Source organism: Vibrio sp. THAF64 (genome assembly GCF_009363455.1).
GTDB classification, from domain to species: domain Bacteria; phylum Pseudomonadota; class Gammaproteobacteria; order Enterobacterales; family Vibrionaceae; genus Vibrio; species Vibrio coralliilyticus.
The window spans coordinates 479,197-494,827 of the sequence record NZ_CP045356.1 but is presented as its reverse complement, the minus strand read 5'-3'; the positions used below and the strand labels follow the sequence as shown (position 1 = coordinate 494,827).

Annotated in this window: 16 protein-coding genes; 9 read left to right on the top strand and 7 right to left on the bottom strand. The window is 47.1% G+C overall.

The window, feature by feature from the left end; all coding sequences use genetic code 11:
* Positions 1–96: 96 nt before the first annotated feature.
* Together FIU99_RS18810 and FIU99_RS18805 are read left to right on the top strand one after the other, a co-directional pair.
* Positions 97–1,518 (top strand): PLP-dependent aminotransferase family protein, encoded by a 1,422-nt coding sequence (locus tag FIU99_RS18810; RefSeq protein WP_006960668.1) that lies wholly within the window; start codon positions 97–99, stop codon positions 1,516–1,518.
* A 37-nt stretch (positions 1,519–1,555) separates the two neighbouring features.
* Positions 1,556–2,314 (top strand): class II glutamine amidotransferase, encoded by a 759-nt coding sequence (locus tag FIU99_RS18805; protein ID WP_006960669.1) that lies wholly within the window; start codon positions 1,556–1,558, stop codon positions 2,312–2,314.
* Here the strand turns inward: FIU99_RS18805 and yjeH are convergent.
* Positions 2,307–3,566, bottom strand: a complete 1,260-nt coding sequence (yjeH, locus tag FIU99_RS18800) for an L-methionine/branched-chain amino acid transporter (RefSeq protein ID WP_006960670.1) — start codon at positions 3,564–3,566, stop codon at positions 2,307–2,309. The genes FIU99_RS18805 and yjeH overlap by 8 nt on opposite strands.
* A 197-nt stretch (positions 3,567–3,763) precedes the next feature.
* On the opposite strand from yjeH, the gene FIU99_RS18795 reads away from it, so the two are divergent.
* From FIU99_RS18795 to yddG, 7 genes are all read left to right on the top strand, one after another.
* A complete protein-coding gene (locus FIU99_RS18795) occupies positions 3,764–4,210 on the top strand; it encodes an Lrp/AsnC family transcriptional regulator (RefSeq protein WP_006960671.1) in 447 nt (148 codons plus the stop codon).
* Entirely contained in the window at positions 4,200–5,123 is a 924-nt protein-coding gene (locus FIU99_RS18790; protein WP_006960672.1) for a LysR family transcriptional regulator, read from the top strand. Before FIU99_RS18795 ends, FIU99_RS18790 begins: the two co-directional genes overlap by 11 nt.
* Before the next feature lie 88 nt (positions 5,124–5,211).
* On the top strand, positions 5,212–5,826 hold the full coding sequence (locus tag FIU99_RS18785; protein ID WP_019275621.1) for a LysE family translocator: 615 nt from the start codon (positions 5,212–5,214) through the stop codon (positions 5,824–5,826).
* A 72-nt stretch (positions 5,827–5,898) separates the two neighbouring features.
* The gene (locus FIU99_RS18780) at positions 5,899–6,876 is read left to right on the top strand and encodes a Gfo/Idh/MocA family protein (protein WP_039952062.1); all 978 of its coding nucleotides are present in this window, start codon (positions 5,899–5,901) and stop codon (positions 6,874–6,876) included.
* An 11-nt stretch (positions 6,877–6,887) separates the two neighbouring features.
* Positions 6,888–7,286: an OsmC family protein gene (locus FIU99_RS18775; RefSeq protein WP_006960675.1), complete on the top strand. Its 399-nt coding sequence runs from the start codon at positions 6,888–6,890 to the stop codon at positions 7,284–7,286.
* A 146-nt stretch (positions 7,287–7,432) separates the two neighbouring features.
* Positions 7,433–7,993: a sugar O-acetyltransferase gene (locus FIU99_RS18770; protein WP_152472460.1), complete on the top strand. Its 561-nt coding sequence runs from the start codon at positions 7,433–7,435 to the stop codon at positions 7,991–7,993.
* 41 nt (positions 7,994–8,034) lie between these two features.
* Positions 8,035–8,952, top strand: coding sequence for an aromatic amino acid DMT transporter YddG (yddG, locus tag FIU99_RS18765; protein WP_080555935.1), 918 nt, complete (start codon positions 8,035–8,037; stop codon positions 8,950–8,952).
* A gap of 3 nt (positions 8,953–8,955) precedes the next feature.
* Here yddG and FIU99_RS18760 read toward each other — a convergent pair whose 3' ends face one another.
* From FIU99_RS18760 to FIU99_RS18735, 6 genes are all read right to left on the bottom strand, one after another.
* Positions 8,956–9,447 carry a murein L,D-transpeptidase family protein gene (locus FIU99_RS18760; protein ID WP_050778624.1) on the bottom strand — a complete coding sequence of 164 codons (492 nt, stop codon included), beginning with the start codon at positions 9,445–9,447 and terminating at the stop codon, positions 8,956–8,958.
* A 307-nt stretch (positions 9,448–9,754) separates the two neighbouring features.
* Positions 9,755–11,374 (bottom strand): BatD family protein, encoded by a 1,620-nt coding sequence (locus tag FIU99_RS18755; RefSeq protein ID WP_006960679.1) that lies wholly within the window; start codon positions 11,372–11,374, stop codon positions 9,755–9,757.
* 17 nt (positions 11,375–11,391) lie between these two features.
* Positions 11,392–13,278, bottom strand: a complete 1,887-nt coding sequence (locus tag FIU99_RS18750) for a VWA domain-containing protein (protein WP_152472459.1) — start codon at positions 13,276–13,278, stop codon at positions 11,392–11,394.
* A complete protein-coding gene (locus FIU99_RS18745) occupies positions 13,271–14,239 on the bottom strand; it encodes a VWA domain-containing protein (protein WP_099608536.1) in 969 nt (322 codons plus the stop codon). The genes FIU99_RS18750 and FIU99_RS18745 overlap by 8 nt, the downstream gene beginning before the upstream one ends.
* Positions 14,232–14,705 (bottom strand): DUF4381 domain-containing protein, encoded by a 474-nt coding sequence (locus FIU99_RS18740; protein ID WP_021458215.1) that lies wholly within the window; start codon positions 14,703–14,705, stop codon positions 14,232–14,234. Before FIU99_RS18740 ends, FIU99_RS18745 begins: the two co-directional genes overlap by 8 nt.
* The gene (locus tag FIU99_RS18735; protein WP_152472458.1) at positions 14,702–15,628 is read right to left on the bottom strand and encodes a DUF58 domain-containing protein; all 927 of its coding nucleotides are present in this window, start codon (positions 15,626–15,628) and stop codon (positions 14,702–14,704) included. The genes FIU99_RS18740 and FIU99_RS18735 overlap by 4 nt, the downstream gene beginning before the upstream one ends.
* Positions 15,629–15,631 lie beyond the last annotated feature (3 nt).

Here is a 15,631-nt window from a genome sequence, read left to right as displayed (position 1 = left end):
TGCGTTTCTCCATTAGCTTGTAATTTATGGTTCCAATCTAATGTTTAACTGGTATGTTATTGAGAGCCAGTTTTGACAAAGTTATAGGTCCAGTTAATGGCGTTGATTGATATTGGAGATCTGACTCTCTCAGGTGGGGCGAGCACCTTACAACAGCAGTTATTTCATGCGATTCGAGCAAAAATAGTGAAAAGCTTGTGGCCATTGCAGGGTAAGTTGCCTTCGACGCGCAAGCTCGCCAGTGAACTCAATGTAAGTCGCAATACAGTGACGGCTGCTTATGAGCAGCTGTTGGCGGAAGGCTACATAGAAAGTAAGCAAGGTTCGGGGTTCTACGTTGCGGTTGAGTTACCGGATAAATATGTGCCAGCGACCGTGACTCAGGGTACGTCTTCGGGCGAGTCCAACTGCTTTGATATCAATTCGTCATTTGCACCTGGCGTTCCAGATCTTTCACAGTTTCCACTTGGTAAATGGCAGCGATTGCTGCAAAGGCATGTTCTACGCCCAGTGTTACTGGGAAATCAAAATATTCAGGGCAGTGAAGCGCTTAGAGCGGCGCTGTCTGATTACTTGTCTTCCAGCCGCTCCGTTCACTGCTCAGCACAGAGAATCATTGTGACTTCTGGTGCTCAACAGGCTTTGACCATTGCGATGGCGGCGACTCTGGCACAAGGTGAAAAAGTTCTAATGGAGCAGCCAGGGTATGCCCAAATGACCAAGGTGCTTGAACTCAACCAATATCAGCTGGAACCTTTGACGGTGCATCAAGAAACAGGCTTTGAGTTGAGTGATGTCCTGAAAAGTACGGCACGAGCGCTATACATCACCCCGAGTAACCAATATCCGATGGGAACGACCATCAACACTGAAAATCGCCTTAAGTTGATTGAATGGGCGGCGAGTCATCAAGGGTGGATTATCGAAGATGATTATGACAGTGAGTTTCAGTTTGCACACCGGCCTTATACCAGCTTACAGGGATTAGCGGGCCAAATGGGGCTAGATGAGCACGTGATCTATATTGGCTCACTAAGTAAAGTGATGTTTAACGGCTTAAGGTTAGGTTACATGGTGGTGCCGGATAATTTAATTCAGCGCTGTCTTGAAATCAAAGATGCCATGAGCGGTGATTCTCCGTCACATACTCAGGAAGCGTTAGCTGACTTTATTGCTGAAGGCCATTTACTGCGTCATATACGAAAAATGCGCCGACTGTACAAACAAAAACATGAGATTGTCAGCCAAGCCATTGAACAAGCATTCGGTGGACAGGTTACGATCATCAGCCAAGCTGCTGGTTTGCATGTCACGCTAAAATGGAGCGGCAGAATAGACGAGCATGCGTGGGTGAAAAGGGCCGCGAAGCAAGGGATAGTGCTGCGGCCACTGAGCTATTATGAACATAACAAGGAGAGTCATCGAGAGTGGCGAGCGGTCGTGCTCGGTTTTGGTAATACACCATTGCAAGAGATCGAACCCGGGATACAAGCACTTGCCCGATTATTTGAATCGTGATTGTATTGAACAAAATGTCATCAATTGAGGGAAGAATATGTGCCGTTGGTTAGCCTATCAGGGAGAGTCAATTTACTTAGACGAATTGGTGTATGAACCTGAGCATTCTCTGGTGCATCAAAGCCTCGATGCAAGAAAAGCCGTAACAAGGGTGAACGCCGACGGCTTTGGATTGGGCTGGTATACTGAGCGAGACACTCCAGGGCAGTTCCACGAAGTTTTACCAGCTTGGGGAGATGAAAACCTACGTTCTCTGACACATCACATTCGTTCTCATCGATTTATGGCGCATGTTCGCTCATCTACGGGTACACAGGTCTCTCGCTCTAATTGCCATCCGTTTATCATCGACAACTGGATGTTTCTGCATAATGGTCAGATTGGTGAATTCGAGCGCGTTAAGTATGAGCTACAAAGCCAGTTACCTGAATCATTGTTCCTTAAACGCATGGGTACGACCGACAGCGAGCTGATTTTTCTTTTGATGCTACACAATGGCCTGTGTGAACAGCCTGTCGAAGCGATTCGTAAAACCATTATTGATATTAGCCAGATGTTGAAATCGAAAGGCATTGAAGAGCCATTAAAAGCGTCTATTTGTATTTCAGATGGAGAGCAGTTTTGGGCGGTCCGTTATAGCTCTGATGATGATGCGCCAACCGTATTTATAAGACAAGAGGGCGCTAACATCGCTTTAGCATCAGAGCCGCTGGAGAAAAGCTCAGGCTGGAAGGCGGTGCTTCCTCAAAGCATTCTGGAAATTAAAGGTGACGCCGTCACCTTATATGCTATTTAGCCTGACTTTGATCCAGCGTTTGTCGCTTTCCCCATGGTAGGGACAATAAAACAAAGACAGCAACGGCGTATAGCATTGACCAACCTAAGCAGACAAACACGCCTGTGCAGATAAGTAACGACACGCCAGCAAGCCATTTGCTGATGCCGGTAAGTAGCTTGTAGGCAGATAACATCGCCAATAAATACACCAGAACGAAAATACCATTTGCCAGCTTAAGGAAGAACTCTAAGTCCAGCCCTGAAATTTCGCCCACTAAGCATGACAATACCAACACCACACCAACCGCCAACGTAGCGTTTGCTGGGACGCCTCGAATTGAGACTCTGGCTAGCGCGCTTTTAGGTTTGTATTCGCGCGCCTGCGCCCAAACCATCCTTGATAAACTTTGTGTATATAGATTCACGCTGGCAAAGCAGGCGGCAAAACTGAGAGCGCTGATAAGCAACTTAAATTGTTCACCGAATAGCATCTCTGACAGCCAAGGGATAGAAGCACTGTCGAACTCGCTACTCCCATAAGCTCCATATTTGAGTATGACGACAGAGCATGCCCAATAGGCTGCACCCGCCACAAAACAACCGATGATGATCGCAATTGGGAAATCCCGTTGTGGATTCTTAAACTCTTCCCCCATGTGGGCGAATGCTTCAATTCCGACAAAGCACCAAAACATAACGGCCAATGCAGCCCCAATACTCCAAGTTGATTCGGAGGAGAGCGCTGGCATTGTTAGATCTTGCGCGCCAATATCACCTTTCCACCAGAATGCAGCGACCAGAATGAAGATACTGAGCGCAATCAGCGTCTGAAGGCGCCCCGATGACTTTGTGCCTGCTAAATTAACAGCGATTAAGAGAAACACTGTTAGCAGTTGGGCGAAAATAGAGGAGTTCAGCGCTTCAGGCAGTAATTGCTGTAAAAAGCCAGCGGCTAGCGCTACTGCGGCAGGGACGCCGACCGGAATAACACTGACAAACAACCAAGCAACGCTTTTTTCAAGGCGCTGATCAAATGCCTGGCGAACGAAGTGTGCCGTGCCACCTGCATTCGGATAGCGCTTTCCCAGCTGAGCAAAGGTCAGCGCAATCGGACATATCGCAATAAATAGAATTAGCCATGCCCAAAGTGAGAGTGAACCTGCAATACCAGCGGCAATGGCTGGTACCATGAAAAGGCCAGTTCCCAGCAAGGTCGTTGAGAGTTGCCCAACGCCTGAGAGTAACGTGATTTCTTGTTTTAGCTGACTCATGGTTTCCTTTCCTGATTTTTTTTTTGATAGCTTACTCAAACATATGAAAAAACACAGCAAGCAATTTGTCGTAGTTATATGTCATTTTGGCGGAAGTCAGGTGAGTGAATAGGCAATTTGCACTCTTTCGCCCAACGGTTTTTTGTGTCACATTACCTGAAATCAACAGGATAAGTTGAGGTATGACAGGAAGTAATATGGATAAGTTCGACAATCAAATTCTCGGTATTTTAAGACACCACGCCAGAGCTTCGGTCAGTGACATTGCTCGACAGGTCAATTTGTCACGTTCAGCCGTGACGGCAAGAATTCAAAAGTTGGAACAGGAAAAAGTCATTCTTGGCTACCATGCGAATATCGCCCAAGACGAACCGGAACTTATACAGGCGTACATGGCATTAAAGTTCGACATGTCAGCCTCCTCTCATTATTGCGAGTCCTATGCTGAGACAATCTATAAGATTGATGGCGTGAAATGGTGCCATGCGATAACAGGGGAGACCGACATGATGTTGTTCGTCGAAGTACCTACCATGGCAAGGCTCAATGAGATTCGTGATGAACTACAGGCGATCCCTGAACTGCGCCACCTGATGACTCACACCGTGCTTACGGAGTTCTTTAATACACGCCATGTCTCTTAATCATATCAACCTCAACTTGTTGCGTTCTTTGCAGGTGTTGCTCGAAGAGTGCCATGTGAGCAGAGCCGCAGATAGACTCAACATTACTCAATCAGCCGTGAGTCGTCAGCTCGCTCAGCTTCGAGAATTGTGTGGTGACCCTTTATTGGTGCGCGAAGGCAATGCTTTGGTGCCGACACCAAGAGCATTGGCCATGCAGGAAAAGCTCAATCTTTTGTTAGGAGAGTTTGAACAACTACTGCACGACAAACCTTTCGACCCGCAAACATGGAAGCAAGAGTTTGTTCTGTCTTCCAGTGACTATGTTGCTCAATACATAGTGCCCGATGTGGTTGCCGTTATGGTAGAGCAATCGCCGAACGTCAATCTCGCCTATCGCTTATGGCAGCCAGAATATCTTCAACAATTTGGTGAAACCGGTATTCACTTAGCCTCGACCATGCAGCCAGAGAAACCCGCTAATGTAACGAGTGTGAAAATCGGTGAGGACAAATCAGTCTGTCTGATGCGTAAATCTCACCCGTTGTCAGTCAAACAGACGCTGACAGAAGAAGAGCTGGTGGGTTACCCACATTTGAAGGTTACTGGTGGCGGAGATAAGGATTCAAGTACAGATATTGTTCTCAAATCTCTTGGGTTTGAAAGGCGAATTGCTTTAAAAGTCCCGTTCTTTTCCGCTGCAGTCAATGCCTTGGTTTCCAGTGATTATCTGATGGTGGTACCTGAGCACATCGCTTTGAACTTGTCGGCGAATCATAACCTTGAATATCGTCCTCTGCCATTTGAGACAGAAGCACATCAGTACTGGCTGATGTGGCACCCCAAATACGATCAGGATAAAGCGCATCAATGGATGCGTGAGATGGTTCTGCACGCGATGCGCACATCAAATTATTCTGTAGGTATGACTTGAAATCATAGCCGATATAATAAACTTTGATTTCAAATCATTAATCCGCTGCGATAGTTTAACGACATGGATTCAGCCTCAGGAAAAAACAATGACACTCACAATCTGGCTATCACTTTTTACGGTTTGTATTTTAGGGGCGATGTCGCCCGGCCCGAGTCTCGCTATGGTCGCGAAACATAGCCTAGCAGGGGGGCGAAAAAATGGCTTGGCAGCCGCATGGGCGCACGCATTGGGCATTGGCATTTATGCTTTCATTACCCTGATCGGCCTAGCCGTTGTCCTACAACAGTCACCACTGCTTTTCAAAGCGATAAGTTACTCGGGCGCAGCGTATCTGGCGTACCTTGGTTACAATGCGTTGCGCTCAAAAGGTGGTGTGGCAGCGAAGCTGGAGTCGGGCGAGCACACATCGGCTTGGCAGTCTGCAAAAGAAGGATTTCTTATCTCCATTCTTAGCCCTAAGATTGCGCTGTTCTTTATCGCGCTGTTCAGCCAGTTTGTTGCGGTGGGGGACAGTCTAACGGCTAAAGCGCTAATTGTTCTCACCCCGCTAGTGGTCGACGGTTTGTGGTATACCTTGATTACTTTCTTGCTATCGAGCCCACGCCTTTTAGACAAAATTCGCTCAAAAGCACAACTGATTGATCGCCTGTCTGGCGCCGTGCTGATATTTTTAGCGGTACGAGTTGTGATGACAGTGTAAGATAGCCAACACGAACAAAAATAAATAACAAAGGAGCCATCGGCTCCTTTTGTCATGATTGGAGACGGAATGATGATTAGACTTGCTGTTATCGGGACGAACTGGATCACCGATCAGTTCATTGAAGCTGCGTTGAAGACAGAGCAATATCTTTTGGCTGGCGTGTATTCTCGCTCTATCGAGAAAGCGAAAGAGTTTGCTGAGAAATACGCATCACCCGCTCTTTTTGATGATTTTGATAAGCTGGCGACTTCTAAGTCGATTGACGTGGTTTACATTGCTAGCCCCAACTCACTACACGCTCCACAAGCATTGAAATTACTTGAAGCAGGTAAGCATGTTATCTGCGAAAAGCCACTGGCTGCGAATGATAAGTTAGCACAACAAATGTACCAGACAGCGTTAGCGAATGATGTGGTTCTTTTTGAGGCGTTCATGTCGCCCCACACACCAAACTTCAAACTACTGAAAGAACAAAGTAAGAACATCGGTAAGATTCGCAAAGCACTGATCACTTATTGCCAGTACTCGTCACGCTACCCTAAGTACTTAGCTGGTGAAAACCCAAATACCTTTAATCCTGCCTTTGCAAATGGTTCGATTATGGACATCGGCTACTACTGTGTTGGCTCAGCTGTTGAATTGTTTGGCGAACCTCACGGCGTAAAAGCACAGGCTCAGATGCTAGATAGTGGTGTCGATGGCAGCGGAAGCGTTATTTTAGGTTACGACGGCTTTGAAGTGGTGCTGCAACATTCTAAGACCAGTGACTCTTATTTGCCGAGTGAAATTCAAGGTGAGGAAGGGGCGTTGCTTATGGAGATGATTTCAACCGGCAAAAAACTGACAAAGATTGCCAGAGGTGGTGTTGGTGTCGATTTGAGTGTTAAACAAGACCCGAATCCAATGTATTACGAAGCTCTGGCTTTTGCTAAGCAATTTGAAACGAAAAAAATTGACGAAGAGTGTATGAAGCGCTCGCTGATTGTGGCTAAATTGCTGACAGAGATTCGCAAGCAAACGGGTGTAACATTCCCGACAGACGTATAAGAGAGAAAGATATGCAAGCCGAAGTTAAATGGATCGAAGATTTTAAGTTTCTAGGTCACTCTCAATCTGGTCATTCAGTCGTAATGGATGGCAATGGCGGTGCAACAGCACCCAGCCCAATGGAAATGGTTCTGATGGCGGCAGGCGGATGTAGCTCAGTTGACGTTGTTGATGGCCTTAAAGAAGCCTCTCAGAAGGTGACTAGCTGCATTGCGAAACTGACGACCGAGCGCCGTGAAACAGCTCCTCGTATTTTCACCACAGTAAATATCCACTTTGAAGTGTCGGGTGACAATCTGGATACAGACGTTGTCGCAAAAGTAACAGCAGACTCTCTGGAAAAGTACTGTTCAGTGTGTCTGATGCTAGGTGCTGGCGTAGAAATGACCCACAGCTGGGAAATTGTGTAATCTGTTCTATTTAGATGGAAAGCCGGGTTTACAGCCCGGCTTTTTTGTAAATTAAGGAAATATTCACCGGTTAGGTTTTCTCTTTTTCCAATCTTGTATTCGCGCTATTTTACCTTTCCTATTCAAGCAGTTAATTGGAAAACGTTATGACAGAGTTTGAAAAAATGGTCGCAGGTCAGTTGTTTAACGGGGCTGATCCCAGCGTTAATAACATTCGCGAGCAAGCAACACGCCTTTTGCAGGAGCTAAATCACAATACCAGTGATATTCAGCGTGTTGAAACCTGTCGTCAGCTGCTGAAACGTTTTGGCGAAGCGAGCATGATTCGCTCTCCTTTTCTTTGTGAGTTTGGAAAAACGATATCGATTGGCGATAGCACCTTCATCAATATGAATGTGACCATGTTGGATGGGGCTGAGATTACGATTGGCAACCATGTACTTATCGGCCCAAACACTCAGTTCTATACCGCGGGTCATTCTTTGGACTATCGAAGCCGAAGAGGTTGGGAAACCACCTGTTTGCCTATTACTGTGGAAGATGATGTTTGGATCGGTGGCAACGTGGTAATTAATCAAGGTGTGACTATTGGCGCGCGCAGTGTCATCGCCGCTAATTCAGTGGTAACACGAGACGTACCACCCGACAGCTTGTATGGTGGAAATCCGGCAAAATTGATAAGACATTTGACAGAGAATGACAGTTAACGCTAGGTTAAGCTCCTTTGCTGTTAATCTGAGAGAATAGAGTGAGCCAACATAAATTTACTTTGTGCGGTGTGTTAGCCATCCTGCTTTGGAGCAGTGTGATGGGGTTAGCGCGAACGGTCACTGAGTTTTTAGGGCCCATTGGTGGCGCTGCATCAATCTATACCGTCGCTTCTCTGTTTTTGGTGATGGTAATGGGCCTGCCAAAAATCAGAAGCTATTCTCTGACCTATGTATTGATTGGTGGTGGGCTGTTTGTCGCCTATGAAATATGTTTGGCACTTGCACTGGCTATGGCGAATTCTCGCCAACAAGCCGTAGAAATGCTGGTGATTAACTACCTATGGCCCGCTCTGACCGTTCTACTGGCTGTCACGTTCAGCCCGAAGAAAACCAATATTCTCGTTTATCCCGCAATCGCACTGGCGTTTTTTGGTGTGGCTTGGAGTATCACTGGTGACCAAGGGCTTTCGTTCACCCAGATTGCAGCCAATGTGGCGACTAACCCTGTAACCTACGCTATGGCATTTGTGGGCGCGTTTCTGTGGGCAATCTACTGTAATCTGACTAAGCGTATTTCCAAAGGGCAAAATCCGATTACGCTGTTCTTTATCATGACGGCCGTGACCTTATGGATTAAATACGCGATCAGTAATGAAACAGGGATGAGCGTTAACCTTGAATCCGGTGGTTTGTTGCTGATTACAGGTATTGCAATGGGCAGTGGCTACGCGCTTTGGAACTACGCAATTATCGGCGGTAACATGGTGCTTTTGGCGACGCTATCTTACTTTACACCTGTTCTTTCGACCGTTATTTCGTCTGTGATTCTTGGTTTGGTTCTTACGGATACCTTCTTGCAAGGCGTCGCTCTAGTGACAATCGGTTCACTGCTGTGCTGGTGGGTCACAAGAGAGAAAAAAGCGGAATCGGCTGAACCGGAAGCGTGTAAGGATTGAGTATTACCAGCGGATCTCAATGGGTGTTCCTGTTTTCACGAGAGTGAGCAGTTCATCCATTTCTTCGTTGGTAATGGCGATGCAGCCATTGGTCCAGTCAAAACTTTGTACGAATTTGGCGGGCCGCTTTTCCCCGTTTCTTAATCCATGAATCTTAATGTCACCACCAGGATCGACGCGAAGTTTTGCGGCATAAGCAATGTCTCGTGGGTTAGGGTAGCTGATGTGGATTGAGCGATAGAACTCTGAATTATCAATCACGAAGTCGAGGTAGTAGCGGCCCTCAGGCGTTCGATGATCCCCTTCCTGGGTTTTATGCCCTTTAGGGTGTTTACCTAACGCGATGCGAAACTCTTTCACCACTTGACCATTGTCAATCAGATACATGCGACGTTTGGACTTGTCGACTTTAACTAAGTCGACCATTGCGGTTGAAGCACAGGTAAAAAGTAGTGCCCCCAATGTCACTATCGTCCTTAATGCAGTGCCATTCATTGTCTTACTATTCTTCCAAAAAACAGAAAGGTAGCCGTGAAGCTACCTTTCGAGTTTACGTAATGTCATCAGGGAGAAATCGAGAAAATATCACGCTCCGCAAATCCCAAGTCTTTAAACGCTTCTATCGCTTCATTCCGACTATGCGCATCAACTTCAAACGAAGTCATTTGGGACCCATCAAAATATAGGATCACATAATGAGTACTGGGATCTGGCTTTTCAATTGCCGACATCATTCCTCCAGCTATTCATTGATACAATGAACTTGGACCTGAACAATGCCTCTACCAGTGCCTTCGCGGTATTAAAGCTTCGCTAATGTTTCCCCAGGCTTCCCTTTTGCTCGAGGCATTTTGTCCACCTTTTTAATTAGTTTAAGCAGTTTTGAAGCATTCCAGCCAGTTTCTTGCTGAGAAAAACGTGATTTTTGCATTTCATCCAATTCATTTTGGATATCGGCAAGAAGTGCCTTATCACTAATCTGGGCCTCCTGGAGCCATTCAGTAGCGCAATGCTGTGCTTTAAAGTGATCTTGCTCTTCAAGTGCTGAAACCAAGCGGCCACTTGTATCGAGTGGTGCGATTGGCTTCTGCTGGGTTTCCACGCTAGTGTTTCGTTTTCTGAATAGTAAAACGGTTGTGATAACCCAAAGCAGGGCAAACAGCGCTGTGAGATAAGGCCAAAAACCGGGATCTTTGACAGTGACCGTTTTTACTTCGGTTGGCGCTGAATACTGAGACGCTGGCACTGGAATATTTAGGCTCTCTCCCGGGCTGACAGCTAACGCTATACCATCTAGATGAGCGGTTTTCTGCTGTTTGTTCTGGCTATCCCACCAATTGAGATTGATCTCTGAAAGTTGAACATCACCAGTTTGCTGAGGAATGAGTACCTGCTTCAATGTCATGCGCGTGAAACCATTCTCTAGCTGGGTGAACTGAGGCTTTTCTTCGTACACGCGAATGCCTTGCGGATAGCTGATCTTCAGGTTCGGGAAACGGTCAGAAGAGAGCCCTTCAATGTCCAAGGTGACTTCACGTGTAATCGAATCGCCCACTTTAGCCTGATGCGTGGTTGATGAAGGAATCGGTTCCCCGTTCGCCGCGACCCATGTTTGTGTTAGCTTAAGCTCCGATGTCGGCAGCCATACACCACTGTAGCCAGCGGGTTTATCTTCGACTTTGATAGCAAAGGTTTTTGCTGGCGTATCAACCGAGATCAGTTTGTTGGTCCCTGTTCGATCATTGCCATAAACAACAGAACCTTTGAATGCTGCACCTTTTAGTGTGTATTCGCCGGGCTGGTTTGCCGTTACGCGATAGGCTTGGTCAAGTACAGTGACTTCCACGCCACCGAGAACGCTTTGATACTGCTTTGGTTCACCGATTTGAGCTAAGGTCAATCCATCGACTTGAGGAGGGATGACATTAGGGCTTTGCAGGCGTCTCGGATCTGCTTTAATGATCAGGCGAGTACGTAATGAGGCACTTTCATTTGGGTAAAGCGTCGTCTTATCAAGTGAACTGCGTAGCTCAACTAAGTCGGATACTTTAGGCTCATCGGTGTCCATAGTAACCTGAATAGCAATCGGCTTTGAGCTCGCCCCGTTGACTGTAAAAGCGGGAATATTGGCAACGCCAAGTGTTTGAGCGGCTAGTGTTAGGTTCCACTCACTGCGTGTACTGCGGTCACCATTGACTATGTTGATCGAAGAGCCAAAACTAGGTCGTCCAACATAAAAATCTTTTTCCAGTGCGCTGAAATCAATATCATCGGAAGAGACTTTTTCGTCGACTACAACGCGAAGTTGGAACACTTCGTTCTTGACGACTTTATTCTTGCTGACGGTCGCCCAGACATTTGCCGCCATAGCGGCAGGGCTGACAAAAGATAAAGCCAGCGCCACTAAGCTAATCAGTTTCATTATTTGTCGATTCATAGTTACCACTTCTTACCTGTATTCTGCGGTGGTTGTTTTTGCTGAGCTTGCAACATCATCTGAGCTCTGAGTAAACGGCTAGGGTCGCGCGCGCTTTCGACCTGTTCTAGTTTGCGAAGTGCAGGATCAATCTGTTCTAAATTTTGCTCCTGCTCAGCTGCGTTTTGTGGTTGAGTCGCGCTTTTATCTTGCGGATCTGGCTCTTGTTCCGGCTTTGAAGCACCTTGCTGTTGCTTGTCTTGGTCTTGTTGCTGCTGAGGAGTTTCGGAATTTGATGCCTGTTGCTTTTGCTGTTCGCTTGTCTCTTCTTGGTTTTGCTGAGGCTTTTGAGATTGCTGCTGCTCAGATTGCTTGTCAGACGATTTCTCATTTGAAGATGAATCTTGCTCAGATTTAGACGAATTCTCTTGCTCTGATGAGGAGCCATCGTCAGACTTTTGTTGCTGTTGCTGTTGCTGTTGCTGTTGCTGTTGCTGTTGCTGTTGCTGTTGCTGTTGCTGTTGCTGTTGCTGTTGCTGTTGCTGTTGCTGTTGCTGTTGCTGTTGCTGTTGCTGTTGCTGTTGCTGTTGTCTGACAATCTCCAGATTTTTCTTTGCATCTTCGTTGCCCGGATCTTGTTTGAGCACGTCTTCATAAAGGCTAATGGCTTGATCAAACTCTCGGTTTTGAGCGTAGGCGTTAGCGAGGTTGTATTTTCCGTTTGGCGTCTGCGAACCTTTAAGCGCATTGATGGCAGCAGGGAAGTTACCCGCCTGATACTGCGCTATACCTTGCCACTCTTTGTTCTCGAACAGATCCGCCGCTTCTTGATACTGCTCGGCATCGTAGAGCTGTTTGGCTTGTTGATTACTGTTAAGCCAAGCTGAAGCCATCGCTGGTTTAGGAGACAGTAGTGGGTAAGCCAAGATGATCATCGAAAACAAAAAACCACGACGGAACATAAGAAGCGCCGGGATGATAAGCAAAGGTACTAACCAGATACCACTGTTGACCCGATCACTGATTTGTTGGGCTTGGTTTAGTTTACCCGTACTTTCAACGCTACTTGTGCGATTCGCTATGGCGTCTATGTCGCTGTTATTGAGCTGAATAGGTGTAAAGAAACCACCAAGGGATTTGGACACGCTATTCATGTTACTGAAGTTGGATTTCGCCACCACGGTTTGCCCAGCATCGGTTTTAAGCAGAGTGCCATCACTGAGTCGTATCGGGGCTCCTGAACGGGTACCTACACCCAGAATGGACAGTCGCCAGTGTGTGCCTTCAAGAAGATCTTGAATTCCTTGGGTTTCCGCATTATCCAAATCATCACTGAAGAGTATGATGTCACCACGAGACAAGCCGGTGTTTTTCATCATATCAATAGCTAAACGAACGGCTTTTACTGCGTCGGCACCGGGGTAGGGCATCAATTCGGGGCTGAGGTTGGGGATCAGGTTTTGAATGGTACGCGTATCTGAGGTCATCGGACTAACGGTGTACGCATCGCCAGCGTAAGCGATGAGACCAGTGGTACCTTCACTCCATTTTTTGAGTAGGTCACTGGCCTTGTATTTAGTCTGAGTCAGCCGGTTAGGTTTGATGTCAGTGGCATACATAGACATCGACATGTCCATGATTAGCACACGAGCACTGTCGTTGCTGAAGCTAGGTCTTTCAGAGCTGGTAAAGCTTGGCCCAGAGAGAGCAATAGTGGCGAGTAAACCGCAGATGGCGATTGCACTGGTGACAGCATTGCGTGCCGATTTGTGTTGTATACCCATTGCTTTGGCAAGATGAGGGGCAATTAACGTCTGGTTGCGGCTACGTTTTGAGAGCCAAAAAACTAACCCACATAGTGGAAGGAGTACCAGCAGCCACTCTGGATAGAGGAAGCGAAAATCAGACATGATTCCTCCTGATGATAATAAGTGCGAAGAATCCCGCCAGTGCTATCGCAAGTGGAAACCCGAACCATTCTTGCTGTGGTCGCCAGGTTTGTGTGGCTTGGCTAACAGGCTCTAGGTTATTGATGGTGTCATAGATGGTCGCCAGCTCTTTGCTGTCGCGGGCACGAAAATATTGCCCACCTGTTAGCTTGGCGATTTCCATCAGAGATTTTTCGTCTAGGTCTTGAGCTGTGTTGACTTTACGTGTCATGAAAAACTCTTTGACCATCATCTCTCCGGCGCCGACGCCAACAGTGTATATCGTGGCGTCGTATTTCTTGGCAATTTTGGCCGCTTCGATTGGGTCAAGTACGCCCGCAGTGTTACTGCCATCGCTGAGTAGTATCATCACACGCTGCGGTGCATCGCTATCGACGAACGTTTTGGTTGCTAGTCCTATGCCTTCACCAATCGCGGTTTTGGTCCCAATAAGGCGTAATACGGTTTGATTGAGCTGCTCGGCAACGGTATGTCTATCAAGCGTTAATGGTGTTTGCAGATAAGCGTGATCGGCAAACAGCACTAAGCCTAATCGGTCTCCCTGACGTTTGGAAATGAAGTCAGATAAGACCTGTTTGACTGCGCTTAAACGGTCGATGTAGTCACCGTTGAATTGCATGTCTTCTTTACTCATCGAGTAAGACAGATCAACTACCAGCATCATGTCTCTATGCTTCGGTTGTGTCGTGACAGGGTCGCCATACCAGACAGGTCTTGCAACCGCGGTAATCAGGCAGACCCATACCAGACTCGCCAGAACTTTAGCCAACAAGTTCCTCGGCGCGCTGCCTGCCGCTGAATCGGGCAGGTAGGGCATATAAACGGGAGATGACTGTTTAACTGGCGGCAGTAAAAAATAAATCAGTATGGGGAGTGGTAGCAGCAGAAATGCCCACCACCATACGAATTCGATGTTAGCCAACTTTGGCTCTCCTTCTTTTTGGCGGAAGCGCCTCATCGACCCACTGGGAGCAATGGGTAATCAGTTCGGACGCGTTTCCTACGGGCTCTTTCGAATACAAAGCCTCTTGCCAGAGTTCATAGTTCTCAAGGAACACGGGTGATTTCACCTGAGTATCAAGAAAGGCATACCACTCTTTGCCCGTTAACTGCGCTACTTCTTCTCTTGGGTAGTAACACAGCGCGGCCTGACGTAATAATTCAATGGCTTCAGCAGGTTTGTCACCTGCCTGAATAAGCTTCAGCGCGGTTTTCTTTGGTGCCATGCGCTTTTTATTCCAGCGATAGGTCAGCCAAATTATCAATGTGCCAAAGACAATCGCTCCTGCGGTCGCCCACCATCCCCATGCCAGTGGAAACCACGAGGGCACCTCCGGTAAATGCATTGGATTAAGTGGTAGTAGTGAATCCTTGTTATTGGTGCTCATTGATTACGTCCAGATAATTGTTGTAGTAATGATTCTTGGGTAGAGAGACGGGTAAAACTCAAGCCATGGTTAATAGATAAGTCTTTCAGATCTTGCTGTTTTTGTTCAAAAACAGACTTAATCTGATCGCGTGCTTTTCGTGAAGAAAAGTCCATCCACAGCGTTTGACGTTTGTCGGAAACTTGCTCGACTCCACGGTAACTGGTGATACCCGCTTCCAAAGGATCAGAAATATGAACCAATCGTACGCGGTTGTGGGCACGCAGCCGAGTGAGTAATGGCTGGTTAGACTCTGAGAAACGGAGGAAGTCACTGATGATGACCACTTCACTCCCCTTGGGACAAAGGCGGTTCAGCGCCTGTAAACCATGGCCCATATCTGAGGAGTGGGGCGTAGTCGATTGATTCAGTTTGTCCTGATGAAGCTTCACCAGATGCTGAATTAATGCGAGTGGCCCTTGATTACGACTGGTCGGCTTTAGCTCAGTCAGTTGGTCGCCAGTATCAATCATTGCGCCTATACGATCTCGCTGAGCAACAGACAACCACGCAATCAGGCTTGCCATATGAGATGCCAAGACCGATTTGAACATCAGTTGAGAACCAAACATCATGCTGGCACTGAAATCCACATACACAATGATGGGCTTCTCTCGTTCTTCTGTGAAAAGCTTGGTATGAGGTTTACCGGTTCGAGCGGTTACGCGCCAATCAATGCTCCGCACATCGTCACCAGGTTGATACTGGCGGACTTCGGCAAAGTCCATACCACGGCCTAGTTGCTTACTCTGATGTTGCCCCAGCATTTGAGACCACAAACTCTTTGCAGGAGGTAACCACTTTATCGCTTGCTGCTTGTAGTAAAGCAGTTCATCAAGACACAAGTTTACGCCGTCAGAGTATGGGGATAATTGTTTATCCATCTG

Bases quoted from the DNA above. Each gene is read 5' to 3' on its own strand.
- FIU99_RS18770 (WP_152472460.1), top strand. From the start codon at position 7,433: ATGACAGAGTTTGAAAAAATGGTCGCAGGTCAGTTGTTTAACGGGGCT.
- FIU99_RS18750 (WP_152472459.1), bottom strand. From the start codon at position 13,278: ATGTCTGATTTTCGCTTCCTCTATCCAGAGTGGCTGCTGGTACTCCTT.
- FIU99_RS18760 (WP_050778624.1), bottom strand. From the start codon at position 9,447: ATGAATGGCACTGCATTAAGGACGATAGTGACATTGGGGGCACTACTT.
- FIU99_RS18780 (WP_039952062.1), top strand. From the start codon at position 5,899: ATGATTAGACTTGCTGTTATCGGGACGAACTGGATCACCGATCAGTTC.
- FIU99_RS18810 (WP_006960668.1), top strand. From the start codon at position 97: ATGGCGTTGATTGATATTGGAGATCTGACTCTCTCAGGTGGGGCGAGC.
- FIU99_RS18755 (WP_006960679.1), bottom strand. From the start codon at position 11,374: ATGAAACTGATTAGCTTAGTGGCGCTGGCTTTATCTTTTGTCAGCCCT.
- FIU99_RS18795 (WP_006960671.1), top strand. From the start codon at position 3,764: ATGGATAAGTTCGACAATCAAATTCTCGGTATTTTAAGACACCACGCC.
- FIU99_RS18785 (WP_019275621.1), top strand. From the start codon at position 5,212: ATGACACTCACAATCTGGCTATCACTTTTTACGGTTTGTATTTTAGGG.
- FIU99_RS18735 (WP_152472458.1), bottom strand. From the start codon at position 15,628: ATGGATAAACAATTATCCCCATACTCTGACGGCGTAAACTTGTGTCTT.
- FIU99_RS18775 (WP_006960675.1), top strand. From the start codon at position 6,888: ATGCAAGCCGAAGTTAAATGGATCGAAGATTTTAAGTTTCTAGGTCAC.
- FIU99_RS18805 (WP_006960669.1), top strand. From the start codon at position 1,556: ATGTGCCGTTGGTTAGCCTATCAGGGAGAGTCAATTTACTTAGACGAA.
- FIU99_RS18790 (WP_006960672.1), top strand. From the start codon at position 4,200: ATGTCTCTTAATCATATCAACCTCAACTTGTTGCGTTCTTTGCAGGTG.
- FIU99_RS18740 (WP_021458215.1), bottom strand. From the start codon at position 14,705: ATGAGCACCAATAACAAGGATTCACTACTACCACTTAATCCAATGCAT.
- yjeH (WP_006960670.1), bottom strand. From the start codon at position 3,566: ATGAGTCAGCTAAAACAAGAAATCACGTTACTCTCAGGCGTTGGGCAA.